Source organism: Bacillus sp. F56 (assembly GCF_001748205.1).
GTDB classification, from domain to species: domain Bacteria; phylum Bacillota; class Bacilli; order Bacillales; family Bacillaceae; genus Bacillus; species Bacillus stercoris.
The window spans coordinates 249,071-263,537 of the sequence record NZ_BDFC01000004.1; the positions used below are offsets into that span (position 1 = coordinate 249,071).

14 protein-coding genes are annotated in these 14,467 nt (G+C 46.6%); 7 read left to right on the forward strand and 7 right to left on the reverse strand.

What is annotated here, in order from left to right; all coding sequences use genetic code 11:
• Window positions 1–99 precede the first annotated feature (99 nt).
• Complete coding sequence (gene katX / locus BFW96_RS01405) at window positions 100–1,743, reverse strand: catalase KatX (protein WP_069838433.1); 1,644 nt, start codon at window positions 1,741–1,743, stop codon at window positions 100–102.
• Window positions 1,744–1,872: 129 nt separating this feature from the next.
• Between katX and BFW96_RS01410 the strand changes: the two genes are divergently transcribed.
• The 7 genes from BFW96_RS01410 (at window position 1,873) to licH (ending at window position 8,224) form a co-directional block, all read left to right on the forward strand.
• A complete protein-coding gene (locus BFW96_RS01410) occupies window positions 1,873–2,463 on the forward strand; it encodes a DNA-3-methyladenine glycosylase (protein WP_083252777.1) in 591 nt (196 codons plus the stop codon).
• Between the two features lie 28 nt (window positions 2,464–2,491).
• Entirely contained in the window at window positions 2,492–2,650 is a 159-nt protein-coding gene (locus BFW96_RS01415) for a hypothetical protein (RefSeq protein ID WP_014665900.1), read from the forward strand.
• Between the two features lie 161 nt (window positions 2,651–2,811).
• Entirely contained in the window at window positions 2,812–4,737 is a 1,926-nt protein-coding gene (gene licR / locus BFW96_RS01420; RefSeq protein WP_069838435.1) for a transcriptional regulator LicR, read from the forward strand.
• 128 nt (window positions 4,738–4,865) lie between these two features.
• The gene (gene licB / locus BFW96_RS01425) at window positions 4,866–5,174 is read left to right on the forward strand and encodes a PTS lichenan transporter subunit IIB (protein WP_069150575.1); all 309 of its coding nucleotides are present in this window, start codon (window positions 4,866–4,868) and stop codon (window positions 5,172–5,174) included.
• Between the two features lie 15 nt (window positions 5,175–5,189).
• Window positions 5,190–6,548 (forward strand): PTS lichenan transporter subunit IIC, encoded by a 1,359-nt coding sequence (gene licC, locus BFW96_RS01430; protein WP_014665896.1) that lies wholly within the window; start codon window positions 5,190–5,192, stop codon window positions 6,546–6,548.
• 18 nt (window positions 6,549–6,566) lie between these two features.
• The gene (licA, locus tag BFW96_RS01435) at window positions 6,567–6,899 is read left to right on the forward strand and encodes a PTS lichenan transporter subunit IIA (RefSeq protein ID WP_040081398.1); all 333 of its coding nucleotides are present in this window, start codon (window positions 6,567–6,569) and stop codon (window positions 6,897–6,899) included.
• The gene (licH, locus tag BFW96_RS01440) at window positions 6,896–8,224 is read left to right on the forward strand and encodes a 6-phospho-beta-glucosidase LicH (RefSeq protein ID WP_040081400.1); all 1,329 of its coding nucleotides are present in this window, start codon (window positions 6,896–6,898) and stop codon (window positions 8,222–8,224) included. Before licA ends, licH begins: the two co-directional genes overlap by 4 nt.
• Before the next feature lie 32 nt (window positions 8,225–8,256).
• Here licH and BFW96_RS01445 read toward each other — a convergent pair whose 3' ends face one another.
• The 6 genes from BFW96_RS01445 to dltA all read right to left on the reverse strand — a co-directional run bounded on the left by BFW96_RS01445 (window position 8,257) and on the right by dltA (window position 14,462).
• Entirely contained in the window at window positions 8,257–9,348 is a 1,092-nt protein-coding gene (locus BFW96_RS01445) for a branched-chain amino acid aminotransferase (protein ID WP_069838436.1), read from the reverse strand.
• Between the two features lie 141 nt (window positions 9,349–9,489).
• Window positions 9,490–10,248, reverse strand: coding sequence for an SDR family oxidoreductase (locus tag BFW96_RS01450; RefSeq protein ID WP_069838437.1), 759 nt, complete (start codon window positions 10,246–10,248; stop codon window positions 9,490–9,492).
• An 87-nt stretch (window positions 10,249–10,335) separates the two neighbouring features.
• On the reverse strand, window positions 10,336–11,514 hold the full coding sequence (gene dltD, locus BFW96_RS01455; RefSeq protein ID WP_069838438.1) for a D-alanyl-lipoteichoic acid biosynthesis protein DltD: 1,179 nt from the start codon (window positions 11,512–11,514) through the stop codon (window positions 10,336–10,338).
• Window positions 11,514–11,750: a D-alanine--poly(phosphoribitol) ligase subunit DltC gene (gene dltC / locus BFW96_RS01460; RefSeq protein WP_003227325.1), complete on the reverse strand. Its 237-nt coding sequence runs from the start codon at window positions 11,748–11,750 to the stop codon at window positions 11,514–11,516. Before dltC ends, dltD begins: the two co-directional genes overlap by 1 nt.
• Window positions 11,751–11,766: 16 nt before the next feature.
• Complete coding sequence (gene dltB, locus BFW96_RS01465) at window positions 11,767–12,954, reverse strand: D-alanyl-lipoteichoic acid biosynthesis protein DltB (protein WP_014665890.1); 1,188 nt, start codon at window positions 12,952–12,954, stop codon at window positions 11,767–11,769.
• Complete coding sequence (gene dltA / locus BFW96_RS01470) at window positions 12,951–14,462, reverse strand: D-alanine--poly(phosphoribitol) ligase subunit DltA (protein WP_069838439.1); 1,512 nt, start codon at window positions 14,460–14,462, stop codon at window positions 12,951–12,953. The genes dltB and dltA overlap by 4 nt, the downstream gene beginning before the upstream one ends.
• Window positions 14,463–14,467: the final 5 nt, after the last annotated feature.

Genomic DNA, 14,467 nt, shown 5'->3' on the forward strand with positions numbered 1-14,467 from the left:
TTCTCTCCACCCCTTTCCTTCCAGTACAACACAATTATTGAAAGCGTTTCAATAGAAAAATAAAAAACAGGACTTCTAAAAAAGCCCTGTTCGCTGTTTTTAATACGGATCAGATGGATGGCTCTCCTGTTCAGCCTGCTTTGCAGCCTGTTCCGTTTCAGTTGTGCCGATCGGCCCGTTGCTGTTGTTTTCGGAAGCTTTTTTCAGCCCTTCCGCGACGCGTTTTCCATAGTCAGGATCAGCTTTTGTGAAATTCTCAATCATCTGATCCTGAATTTCTTTTCGGCACGTAGAAAGCGTATTCACCAAATTCGTAATCAATTCGTTCCGTTCAAATTCAGTAAATCTCCGGTACGTTTCTCCAGCCTGTCCGAAGTTGTTTGTTCTGTCAATTGCTTCACGCTTTACATCACCTTCGACATGCGGGGTATGGTCTTTTCCATCCTGCTTCGCTTCATTCAGACCGCCCATAATGGATGGCTCATAGTTGACATGCGGGTTTTGTCCTTCTGCTCTATCAACCCGATATTGCATTTGCCCGCCTTCTTGGTTGGTGGCGACATGCTTTTTCGGCGAGTTGATCGGGAGCTGCAGGTAATTTGCGCCTACACGGTAGCGCTGCGTATCAGAGTAGGCAAACGTCCGCCCTTGAAGCAGTTTGTCATCGGAAAAATCAAGACCGTCGACAAGCACCCCCGTTCCAAATGAAGCTTGCTCCACTTCCGCATGGTAGTTTTCCGGATTTTTGTTAAGCACCAATTTGCCGATCGGTTTCCATGGGAAATCGTCTTTATACCACAGTTTTGTCGGATCAAGAGGATCAAAGTCCAGTTCAGGATGTTCATCATCACTCATGATTTGGGCATACACTTCCCACTCCGGATAATCGCCATTTTCGATCGCGTCATATAAATCCTGTGTGGCATGGTTAAAGTTTTTCCCTTGGATCTCTTCTGCTTCCTTCTGTGTCAGGTTGCGGATACCCTGCTTCGGTTCGAAATGGTATTTCACGAGAACGGCCTTGCCCTCCTCATTTACCCATTTATAGGCATGTACCCCTGAACCCTGCATTTGCCGGTAGTTGGCCGGAATGCCCCAAGGCGAAAACAAGAAAGTGATCATATGCGTCGCTTCAGGAGACTGAGAAATGAAATCGAAAATACGTTCACCATCCTGGATGTTGGTCACTGGATCAGGCTGAAATGCGTGTACAAGATCCGGAAATTTCAGCGGGTCGCGGATAAAAAAGATTTTCAGGTTGTTCCCGACCAAATCCCAGTTTCCGTCTTCTGTATATAGCTTTACGGCAAAACCGCGCGGGTCTCTCAATGTTTCAGGTGAGTGTTTTCCATGATTCACAGTTGAAAAACGGACAAATGCCGGTGTTTTCTTGCCTTTTTCCTGAAAGAGCTTGGCCCGGGTATATGTTGAAATCGGTTCGTCTCCGAAGCTTCCGTACGCTTCAAAATACCCGTGTGCACCTGCTCCCCTGGCATGAACAACGCGCTCTGGGATGCGTTCCCGGTCGAAGTGGCTGATTTTTTCGAGAAAATCATAGTTCTCAAGCGTTGTAGGCCCTCTGTTCCCGACGGTTCTCACATTTTGGTTGTCAGTAACAGGATGCCCCTGCCTATTCGTTAAGGTATCCTCTGACTCATTTTTCCCGGACGTCTTATGAGAAAGCGCATCCTCGCTGCCCTGGGCATTTGATCCGTGCTGCTTGTTATGATGATCATCTTTCAATGGGTTGACCCTCCTTTTTTGAACGGTAACAATATTCCCTGAATGGAAAGATTTTAAAACAGCCGTTTTTTTTCATCTGCTTCGGGAATGGTACAATGTACAAAAATCGGTAAAAGGAGAGGTCGATTCGTGATAAGAGAAAAAAATCCGCTGCCCATCACGTTTTATCAAAAAACAGCTCTTGAGCTTGCCCCATCGCTTCTCGGCTGCCTTCTTGTAAAAGAAACAGACGAAGGCATAGCGTCAGGCTATATTGTGGAAACAGAGGCCTATATGGGGGCTGGGGACAGAGCGGCACACAGCTTTAACAATCGCCGGACGAAGCGGACTGAAATCATGTTTGCAGAAGCTGGGCGGGTGTATACATATGTGATGCACACTCATACATTGCTGAATGTCGTTGCCGCGGAAGAGGATATCCCGCAAGCGGTATTAATCAGGGCGATTGAGCCGCATGAAGGCCAGCTGTTAATGGAGGAGAGAAGACCGGGCAGGAGTCCTAGGGAATGGACAAACGGTCCCGGAAAGCTCACAAAAGCGCTTGGCGTCACGATGAATGACTATGGGCGCTGGATCACGGAAGAGCCGCTTTACATTGAAAAAGGGAACACACCGGAGCAGATTTCAACCGGTCCGCGCATCGGCATCGACAACAGCGGGGAGGCCCGCGATTATCCATGGCGTTTCTGGGTGACGGGAAACAGGTACGTGTCGCGTTAGCATGTTTAAGGAAGAGGCAATCAGGGGAATGGTTGAGAAAAAAGAAGGGAGAATCGGAGCTTTGAAAAAGATGATCAAAACCGTTATCAAATGGGCGCCGCTCATTTACCCGATTGTTCGAAAAATCATGAAGGATCGAAAGGCGTCTAAACAAAAGAATATGTCAACATCCAGAACAGCCGGCTGACCCCGGCTGTTTTTTTATGGGTCAGTTTTCCTCTCGTCCTCCGGATGTTCATTGACTTGCCATTCTCTCCATTATAGAATTTATATACATTTCGCATCCCTTCATCATCCTTTCTGCCTATTCACTGAATCCCTGCATCTACTAGATAGGAGGTTTTTCTCATGCTTCATGGGCGACTTCGTGATATTCTGCGCTTGCTGATGGCGGCTGAAGCCCCGTTGACAAGCTCGTTTTTTGCCGCACAATTAAATGTAACGACGCGGACGGTCCGCAATGATATAAAGGAACTGCAAGGTGTACTAAGCGGTCATGGTGCCTTTGTACAATCGGTAAGAGGCTCCGGCTACAAGCTCAGCATTAATGATGAGCAGACTTTTAGGGTGCTGCTGCAAGATGTGTTTCAGCAAAAAAAGGGCCTGCCGGTATTGCCGGAGGAGAGAATGGCCTATCTGATGAAACGTTTGCTGCTGGCGGATCATTACCTTAAGCTCGATGAACTGGCTGAAGAACTATTCATCTCAAAATCTACACTCCAATCGGATATAAAGGAAGTAAAGAAACGTCTGCTGCCTTACCGCATCGTCATGGAAACACGTCCGAATTATGGCTTCAAGCTGCGCGGGGACGAGGTGCAGATGAGGTACTGTATGGCGGAGTACATCGTCGATGAAAGAGAAACGGAGATGGATGTTTTGAATGAAAAGGCTGATATCTTGCCAAAAGAAGAAATTGAGATCATCCGTTCCGCCATCCTGAAAAAAATGAGAAACGACCGCATTCCTCTGTCCAACTTGGGACTGAATAACCTCATTATCCATATCGCTATCGCCTGTAAACGGATCAGAACGGAAAACTATGTATCTCTTTTCCCTGAAGATATGGATCATATCCTGCATCAAAAAGAATACCAGGCTGCAGAAGCCATCGTAAAAGAACTGGAATCAGCGCTTGCCGTTACGTTTCCGAAAGACGAGACAGCGTACATCACCATGCATCTCCTTGGCACAAAACGAATGACACAATCACAATGCGGAGAGGACACATTTTCAATAGAAGAAGAAACCGATCAGCTGACATTTGCCATGATCAAAGCCGTTGATCGTGAACTGAAGCTCGGCATTCTGCATGACAAAGAGCTGAAAATCGGATTGGCCCTGCATGTGAAGCCGGCGATCAGCCGCAACCGATATGGCATGAATCTTCGAAATCCGATGCTGGCAGCGATCAAGGAACATTACCCGCTCGCTTTTGAAGCTGGGATCATTGCGGGGTTGGTGATAAAGGAACAAACAGGCATCGACATTCATGAAAACGAAATTGGATATTTGGCTCTCCACTTTGGCGCCGCGATTGAACGAAAAAAAACAGAAAGCCCGCCGAAACGCTGTATCATTGTATGCGCATCGGGTGCCGGAAGCGCCCAGCTTCTGCGCGAAAAACTCCGTTCCCATTTCGGCAATCGGCTCGATATTCTTGGAACGGCTGAGTATTACAGTCTTGACCAAATATCCTATGAATCCATTGATTTTGTCATCAGCACCATTCCGATGAAAAAAGAGCTCCCTGTACCCGTACTGAAGGTTAACACACTCTTAGGTGGAAATGACTTTACAAAAATAGAATCCATTCTAAGTGATGACAAGGAAAAAGCAGATCGCTATCTAAGAAAGGAACTCGTTTTTTTTCAGGAGGATTTGCGCACAAAAGAAGAAGTGATTCAATTTTTAGGGCAGAAAGCGGTCGAATGCGGCTATGCAGATGAAGAAATCATAGATTCCATTTTTGAAAGAGAAGACATGTCGCCAACGTGCTTTGGCAATCTAGTTGCCATCCCGCACCCGCTCGTTCCGCAGACAAAAAATACGTTTTGGGCCGTTTGTACGCTCAAAAAACCGATCGATTGGGAGAATCAGCGTGTTCAATTTGTCTGTCTGCTTTGTGTCGAGAAGGAGAACACAACGGATTTGCAAAGCATGTATAAACTTCTGGGCAGCATTTTGGATGACCCGGCGGCGGTGAACCAGCTGATCAAATGCCGTTCGTATCAAGAGCTTTCGGATGTGTTTGACCAAAAAAAGCTGGGCTGACAGCCTGTATATACCTTTTTTCCGTTTCCTGCGGAAAAACCTTGAGTGTTTATGAAAGCGATTTCATAATATGATGATAGCAACAGCAGGATATAACAAGATTGATCAAACTCTAGGGGGTCTTTTACATGAATATATTACTCGTTTGTGCAGCAGGCATGTCTACTAGCTTACTGGTGAGCAAGATGGAAAAAAGTGCGCAGGAACAAGGAAAAGACTATACCATTTGGGCAGTTTCAGGCGATTCTGTACAAAATCATATCGATAAAGCGGATGTACTGCTTCTCGGGCCGCAAGTCCGTTATATGCTTCCGCAGCTCAAAAAATTAGGAGAGTCAAAGGGGGTTCCGGTAGACGTCATTAATACCGTCCATTATGGCACGTGCAACGGGGCAGAAGTGCTGAAATCGGCTGAACAGCTTGGAAATGTGTCATAGAAAGGGGCGGGCTATGTGAATAAAGTCAATCAGATCTTAGAAGAAAAGGTCATGCCTATAGCAGGAAGAATTGCAGGACAGCGTCATTTGCAGGCGCTGCGTGATGGTATCATCCTCACGATGCCACTGATTATCATCGGCTCCTTTTTCCTTATCATCGGCAATCTCCCAATCCCGGGATATGCTGAGTTTATGGCAAAAACGTTTGGCAGCTCCTGGTCTGAAAAACTGGCCTACCCAGTTGACGCCACCTTTGAAATTATGGGGCTAGTCGCCGCGTTCGGCATCGCCTACCGGCTCGCCGAGAAATACGGCGTCGATGCTTTGTCGGCCGGAGCCATTTCCCTTGCGGCATTTTTATTAGCAACACCTTATCAAGTGCCGTTTACACCGGATGGAGCGACGAAAGAAATCATGGTCGGCGGCGGGATTCCGCTTTCGCTCATGGGAAGCAAAGGCCTGTTTGTCGCCATGATTATCGCGATGGTGTCCACAGAGATTTACCGCCTCATTATCCAGCGCAATTTAGTCTTCAAAATGCCGGACGGCGTTCCGCCGGCGGTAAGCAAGTCATTTGTCGCTTTAATTCCTGGCTTTGCCGTCATCTTTCTGATTTGGGCAGCCCGGCTGGCAGTTGAAGCGACACCGTTTGAAAGTCTTCATAATATTGTAAGCGTTTTACTGGGGACTCCGCTTTCCATTCTTGGAGGAAGTCTTGGAGGAAGCCTTGTCGCCGAAGCCGTCAAAATGCTTTTATGGGCCTGCGGACTTCACGGCGCCAATATTGTCGGCGGCGTCATGGCACCGATTTGGTACGGTGCAATGGATGCCAACCGAATTGCGTTCCAAGCAGGAGAGGAGCTTCCTAAGATTTTCACCCAGCAATTTTTCGATATCTGGGTCAATATCGGCGGAAGCGGCGCGACATTGGCACTGGTTGTCACGATGTTCCTGCGTGCCCGAAGCAAACAAATGAAACAGCTCGGAAAACTTGCGATCGGCCCGGCCATCTTCAATATTAACGAACCGATTATATTCGGGATGCCGATCGTCATGAACCCAATGCTCTTACTTCCGTTTATCATCACGCCGCTTGTCACAGTGACACTCACGTACATCGGAATGAGCACCGGCCTTGTCGCCAAACCGGCGGGTATCGCAGTGCCGTGGACCATGCCGCCGATCTTTTCAGGCTACTTGGCGACAGGAGGAAAAGTCTCAGGCGCGGTCATGCAAGCCATTAATATTGCCGTATCCTTTGTTGTCTACTATCCATTCTTCAGAATGTGGGATAAGCAGAAGCTGAAAGAAGAAAACGATCTGGAGCTGGTCCAAACACCTGCTGCATCAGATGACAAGGAAGCGGCTCTGTAGAGAAAGGAAGTGAATCGCGTGAATGAGAAAATGGAACAAATCATTTTTCAAATTATCCTTCACGGAGGAAACGGAAGGAGCTCCGCAATGGAGGCCATTGCCGCAGCGAAAAGCGGCGACGCAGAAGAAGCGCGGAAAAAGCTTCAAGACGCTGCTGAAGAATTGTCAAAAGCCCATCACTATCAGACAGAGCTGATCCAAAATGAAGCAGGCGGAGATAAGACGGAAATGACGCTTCTGATGGTTCATGCACAGGATCATTTAATGAATGCAATGACAGTGAAGGATATGGCTGCAGAGATCATTGAGTTATATGAAAAAATCACCGAGCAAAGGGGAGCAAGCATATGACAAAAGGATTGAAGATTGTAACGATTGGCGGAGGTTCAAGCTATACGCCCGAGCTAGTGGAAGGGTTCATTAAACGGTATGATGAGCTGCCTGTGCGTGAATTATGGCTCGTCGATATCCCTGAAGGCGAAGAAAAGCTGAATATTGTCGGCACACTCGCCAAACGGATGGTTGAAAAAGCAGGCGTCCCGATCGACATTCATCTTACGCTCGATCGGAGAAAAGCGCTGAAAGACGCAGACTTTGTTACGACTCAATTCCGTGTCGGACTTTTGCAGGCAAGAGCAAAGGATGAGCGCATTCCACTAAAATACGGAGTAATTGGCCAGGAAACAAACGGTCCGGGAGGCCTGTTTAAAGGATTACGCACGATTCCGGTCATCCTTGAGATCGCAAAGGATATAGAAGAGCTCTGCCCGAACGCTTGGCTTGTTAACTTCACAAACCCTGCCGGCATGGTAACAGAAGCCTTGCTTCGCTACTCCAACCTGAAGAAAGTCGTCGGTCTTTGTAATGTTCCAATCGGCATTAAAATGGGCGTAGCCAAAGCGCTTGATGTAGATGTGGACCGCGTAGAAGTCCAATTCGCCGGACTGAATCATATGGTGTTCGGGCTGGATGTTTTCTTGGACGGCGTAAGTGTGAAAGAGCAAGTCATCGAGGCGATGGGTGACCCGAAAAACGCGATGACGATGAAAAATATCTCAGGCGCTGAATGGGAACCGGATTTCTTAAAAGCGCTCAATGTGATCCCTTGCGGCTATCACCGTTACTATTTCAAAACAAAAGAAATGCTGGAGCACGAACTGGAAGCATCACAAACGGAGGGCACTCGCGCTGAAGTCGTGCAGAAGGTCGAAAAAGAGCTGTTTGAGCTCTATAAAGATCCGAACCTTGCGATCAAACCGCCGCAGCTGGAAAAACGGGGCGGAGCTTACTACAGTGATGCAGCATGTAACCTAATCAGCTCCATTTACAATGATAAACATGACATTCAGCCGGTGAACACGATCAATAATGGTGCAATAGCGAGCATTCCGGACGATTCCGCAGTTGAAGTGAACTGTGTGATGACGAAAACAGGCCCTAAGCCAATTGCTGTCGGCGACTTGCCGGTGTCTGTCCGAGGCCTCGTCCAGCAAATCAAATCCTTTGAGCGTGTCGCAGCAGAAGCGGCAGTTACAGGTGACTATCAAACCGCCCTCCTTGCCATGACGATTAACCCGCTTGTCCCATCCGATACTGTGGCCAAACAGATTTTAGACGACATGCTGGAGGCGCACAAAGCGTATCTGCCGCAGTTCTTCAACAAAATTGAAGCGTAAAAAAGCCGGCCTGTAATGGGCCGGCTTTTTTCTTACTTGCTTTCAGTCAGTGCTGCAACTTCGGTCGTCCATCCGAATTCGTCTGTGACAGCGCCTTTTTGAATGCCTGTAATCGTGTCATATAATTTTTTTGCGATTTCCCCTGTTTCACCATTGTTAATTGACAGTGTTTCACCCTGCCAAATCAGCTCGCCGACTGGGGAAATAACGGCTGCTGTACCTGTTCCGAAGGCTTCTTCAAGGATGCCGTCTTTATGGGCTTGGATGACCTCATCGATCGCAATTTTTCGTTCTGAAACAGGAAAGCCCCAGTGCTTAAGCAAGGTAATGACAGAATTGCGCGTAATGCCTTCCAGGATGCTTCCGTTCAGCATCGGTGTTACGATTTCACCATTGATTTTGAAGAAAATGTTCATGCTTCCGACTTCTTCGATGTATTTCTTTTCGATTCCGTCCAGCCAAAGCACTTGTGAAAATCCTTTCTCTTCGGCTACCTGCTGCGCTTTTAAGCTTGAAGCATAGTTACCTGCGGTTTTGGCATTTCCTGTTCCGCCTTTTACCGCACGGACAAATTCACTTTCAACAGCGATTTTGACAGGCTTAATGCCTTCTTTGTAATAAGAGCCGACCGGAGAAAGAATGATTAAGAGCTTATACGTGTGAGATGCCGCAACACCAAGAAAAGGCTCGGTTGCGATGATGAACGGACGGATATAAAGGGATGTGCCCTCCGCATTCGGAATCCAGTCTTTATCAATTGCGACAAGCTGCTTTAAGCCATCAAGAACCTGTTCTTCATCAATTTGCGGGATGCAGAGGCGGTCGTTTGATTGATTCAGGCGTTCCATATTTTTTTCCGGTCTGAAAAGCAGGACATGGTCATCCTCTGACACGTAAGCCTTTAACCCTTCAAACACGGTTTGGCCGTAGTGATAGACCATCGCGGCCGGATCCATTGATAAGGATTGATAAGGAATGATTCTTGGATCGTACCAACCTTTATCTGCCGCATAGTCCATTACAAACATGTGGTCTGTAAACACTCTTCCGAACGAAAGCTGGTTTGGGTCTGGTTTCGGTTTTTTTGTTGATGTCAATTCAACGCGAATCGTTTGTTTAGTCATGGTCAATCTCCCTGCTGTTAAATTATTTATATTATCAAACTTATTTGAAAATAATTTATATTCTATTGTATACCTTCACCAAATATTCGCAATAGGTTTGCTCAAATTTGTAAGAAATTCATAAGAAAAAAGCAGGAGAAATTAATTCTCCTGCGAGTTCATTTGCTCGAATACCCTGTCATAATCGGCGCGAGTGGCATCCCGAAGACCTTCAACACGTTCATTTGTAATCTCTTGTTTGCCTTCCTGCAAGCCATCCAAGAAATATTGAACATATTCTTCAGTTGAAATGCCCCGGTACGTCAGGCCTTGTTTATCGCGCGATTTTTGGTTTAAGCCTGTGTCCACCATAGGAGGCGCCATTTCAATCACTTCCACGCTTGTATCGCGAAGCTGGTGTCTGAGCGTAAGCGAGAACGAGTGAAGTGCCGCTTTTGTTGCACAGTACACCGGATAAACAGCTAACGGGTTAAACGCAAGCCCGGATGTAACCTGAACGATTGCCGCCTCGGGCTGCTTCATCAAATGAGGCGTAAAAAGGGCGGATAAATGGACAGGCGCTTGGAAATTAAGTTCAATTTCGTCTCCGTCCACAAAAAGCTCCTCTGTCCCTTTTTTAAAGTCAATTTCCTTTTGAATGCCGGCGTTGTTGACGAGAACATTCAGGGCCGGAAATTCCTTTAGCGCCCATTCAAACAATGCTTCCCGCTGCGACCGGTCTGCCACATCACACTGCTTTGTATGGATGTTTGGGAGCTGCTGCTTCGCTTCTGCAAGACGTGCCTCGCTGCGTCCGCAAATGATAACTTCATTGCCGAGCTCCAGCAGGCGCTTGGCCAGTTCAAGCCCGATGCCAGCAGAACCCCCTGTGATTAAAACCGTATTGCCTGTCATCTTCATGGATGTAACACCTCTTATTCAGTTGGCTGATTTCCTTTACTATTTCAAATCTTAGCAGGAAATATACAGCCGCGTCCTATGAGATGCTCAGGATGAAGTGACTTTACCGGTTTTATAAAATTCGTCAATTGCTTTATCGACATACACCCAGCCTTTCCAGCCAATGTGGATGGTGTCTTTCATGAAATACGGGTCATATTCATGCCCTGAGAAATCAGCAACCTGGAAGCCCTTGGCTCTGATTTGTTTATTTACCTTTTTGTAATAGTCAGTGCGTCCTTTTTTCGGGAAGCCTGTGTAATCGTACCATTTTCCGTTAACCGGAATGGTGACAAACATAGGTTCTGCGCCCGCATCCTTCAGGATATCCAGCATTATTTCAAAGTCGCCGTATTCCGGTGATACAGCATACGATCTTCCTTTGTTTTTCCCTTTCAGCTTTTGCACTTTTGGCTTCAGCTTTTTATAGACAGGGTTGTCGATACGAAAATCGTTAGACCCGGAGTGGCGTTTGCCCGATTGATCTGCTAGTTTATTCAGTTCAGACCATGACTTATCTTTTACTGACTGCGAGATATAACGCTTTGGTCCGGGTGATTCTGTCGTTGAATAATACAGATCTTTCTTTTCCAGCATGCTGTAATACACTTTCGCCGCCGGCTTTAGCGCGTTCACTTTCCACGTCTGGCCGTTTACGATTGCTTTGCACAGCTCGGAAAGAATCGCGTCGTTTTGCACAGCCTTAAAGCGCAGCATGCGTTTCATCATTTTCTTTTTTATTTCAGGATCGATCTGATCGTTAAACGCCAAATCAAGCCCTTGCAGCGCAGAATAGTTCGGCGCGAAATGCTGTTCATCAGACCCGCGTTTAATAAACCATTGCGGAGACACGATGAATACGATTTTTTTGCCTTTCAGCTGATCCATATGGGCAGCGAAGTTTAAAGAATGAATCAATGATTGGGACCCGCCTTTGCCGACAAGGTATGGCGTGAATCCCTCATTGTTTACCTGAAAATAATTAGATGGATGGAACTCGTCCAGCCGTGAAAGCTCAGAAGATCCGTAAATCGGAAGATATGTCGGATCTTTGAGCATCTGATCTTGTAAATATAGCCCTTGAAACATGCTCGGATTCAAGGCTGTTGCTGACTCTTTCACACGCTTATCGGTGATGAAGCCTGTCAGCCATGAAGATGGAATTGCGATGGCGCCTGCGAATAGAATAAACGCCAAAATAATTGGACCGAAAAAACGCTTTTTCATTATTTCAACTCAGACAGCTGATTTACAATGTTGTTAGGGGTATTCCAAACGTCCCGGTCAAATTCAGTGATCGGCACTAAAATATCAAAACGGTTTTCAATCGCAAGCAGCAATTCTACTGTTCCAAAAGAATCAAGCAAACCTTCTTCAAAAATTTCAATATCAGGATTTTCCTTTACGATGTCATCCTGGCAAACCTCTGCTAAAACGTCTAATACCTCTTGTTTAAAATCCATAGCTTTCTAATCTCCTTTAATGGTGGTGATGAAATGGTTTTCCTGAGAAAATATAAAACCCGAAGCAAACGAAATGGAACGTGATCACAATAGCGAGAATGGTTGTCCAGCGGTTGGACGGCAGCCATTTATATTTCTTATTCCACTTCTCGAAAAAGTTGTAACACGTCATCAGCACGGCGTGATAAAGGCCGTAGATGATATATTGCGGCGCAAGCCCGTGCCAAACCCCCATCAGCATAAACAGCAGGAAATACCCGATGTTTGAGACAGCCATGCGGTTTTTGATCCACTTTTTCTTTGTCATCCAAAATACGAATCTCATAAACACATAATCTCTGAACCAAAATGACAGAGACATATGCCAGCGATTCCAGAAATCTTTAATATTTTTACTGATAAACGGTTTATTAAAGTTTTCTGGAGATTTAATGCCCATAATGTAGCTGACCCCGACGGCAAACATCGTGTAGCCGGCGAAATCAAAGAATAAATACATGCTGTAGCCGTACATGTACAGCAGGTTCCCAAGAATCTTATTGTGCGTGATTGCGTGAAGATTCATGATGAAGTACGTATTGATCGCGTAGCCGATAATAAATTTATACAGGAAACCGATGAAGATTTTATGGATCCCCGTATACAGCAGGTCGGCGTATTCTTCTTTCGTCCAAGCCTTTTGTTCATCCTTGACGAACCGGCGGTATCTGTCGATCGGGCCGGAGGAGATCGTCGGGAAAAACAGGATGAAATACAGCAGGCGGTGCAATGGCAGCTGTTCTTTCAGCAGTCCGTCTCTTGCTTCCATAATCAGCTGAACGCCTTTAAAGGTTAAATATGAGATCCCTAAAAAGCTGATCAGGTTATGCGGCGGATGATGCGGCTGCGGGTGTGAAAGAAACGGCCATATTTTTGACAGAAATAAAGGCAGAATCGACGCGATAACAGCCCCGCAAAACACAAAGCCGCTGTTCGCTTTCTGCCGGTATGCCAGATAGCCGCTGACCAAGAGCACCTGCCATATTGTAAACAGGCACAGTGCAATGACCCCATGTAAGTCGTGCGAAAAAATTAAAGCCAATATAATGATAGATATGAACATGTTGTATGCTTGAAATCTTTTTCCGTTTAAGCCGAGGATGATCGTCGGCAGGAGAAGAATGCCAAGCAGTATAAAGAATAAAAACGAGCTGTAAGGCGTCATACAAGAACCTCTTCGCCAATGCGTTTTCGGTCAATTTTGCCGTTAGCCGTCATTTGAATGTGATCCTGATAGATAAATTTTCTCGGGATCATATATGCCGGAAGAGAAGCGGCAAGCTCTTTTTTAATAGCGCTTGTCAGCTGGAATTCCTTCTGGAAATCATGCTCCTCAGGCACAATAGCAGCGATCAGGTACTCAACTGTTCCGTTTGGCTGATAAGGAATCACGACAGCAGAGCGAACGTACTGTGACTGTCTGACATGAAACTCGATTTCCTCCAATTCCATTCGGTAGCCGTGAAGTTTAATCTGAAAATCCAAACGCCCTTGGCAGAAAATCTGACCGTCTTGAATAAAGCCGGCATCGCCAGTCCGGTATGCCCACTGGCCTTCATGAGAGAAAAACGCTTTTTCCGTCAGTTCCGGCTCACCAAGGTAGCCTCGGCTTACGCTCGGCCCTGCAATGACGATTTCCCCTTTTTCTCCATCAGGAAGCGGCTGTCCCTGTTCATCCATAATGAAAATGTTCATATCTGGTTTGGCGAAGCCCACTGGAAGCGATTCGCTGCGGCTGATCACGTCATCTGTAATTTCAACCGATGTGACAGCCACTGTCGCTTCAGTCGGGCCGTACGTATTAAAAATCTTTGCTTTCGGAAAACGCTCAAGCAGCGCTTTTGCCACAGAAACCGGAAGAACCTCTCCGCAAAACATAAATGTGTCCGCACCAGGCAGCAGGTCCTGTGAAAAACCCGGGTCCATCAAGCACATTTGCACAAAAGAAGGTGTTGATGTCCACACATTCAGCCCGGACTTCTTCAGCTCTTCAAATAAGATTTTCGGCTTATTCACAGCATCCTTTGTCACGCAATGTAAAGTCCCGCCTGATTGCAGGCACGGATATAGGTCCATGACAGATAAATCAAATGAGAATGGCGCTTGGTTTAAAAATGTTTTTCCGCCGTTGACTGGGAAGTCTGCACAAATCCAGTCTGTGAAGCTTTGAAGGTTAGAAGCGGAAATCTGCACGCCTTTCGGATTTCCTGTGCTTCCAGAAGTGTAAATGATATAAAACGTTTCGTGTTCTTTGACCCATTGATCTTCGGTGACAGAGCCGCCTTCGTTTTCCAGCAGTTCTTCCGCTGAAACGGCTTGAATCTGCTGGCTGACTGCATCAATTGGAAGTCCGGCTGCATGGATCAGCAACTCTGCTCCAGAGCTTTCGATAATTTTCGCAATCCGTTCAGCCGGAATGGACAGATCAACCGGAATATAAGGATGTCCCGCTTTGACGCTCCCCAAGAAGGAAACGATCATGTGCGGTTCCATATGGCCGTAAACAAGGATAGGAGATTTCTTTTCCCCAGCAATGCGTTTTTGGATCGCGGCAGCCGCGCGGTCAGACTGCTCCCATAACTCCTGATACGTGAGCGACTGGCCTTGAGAGCGGAAGGCATCGGTTTGCGGATAAGTTTCCGCATGTGTTTGAATAGCATGTAAAAGTTTCATAGTTA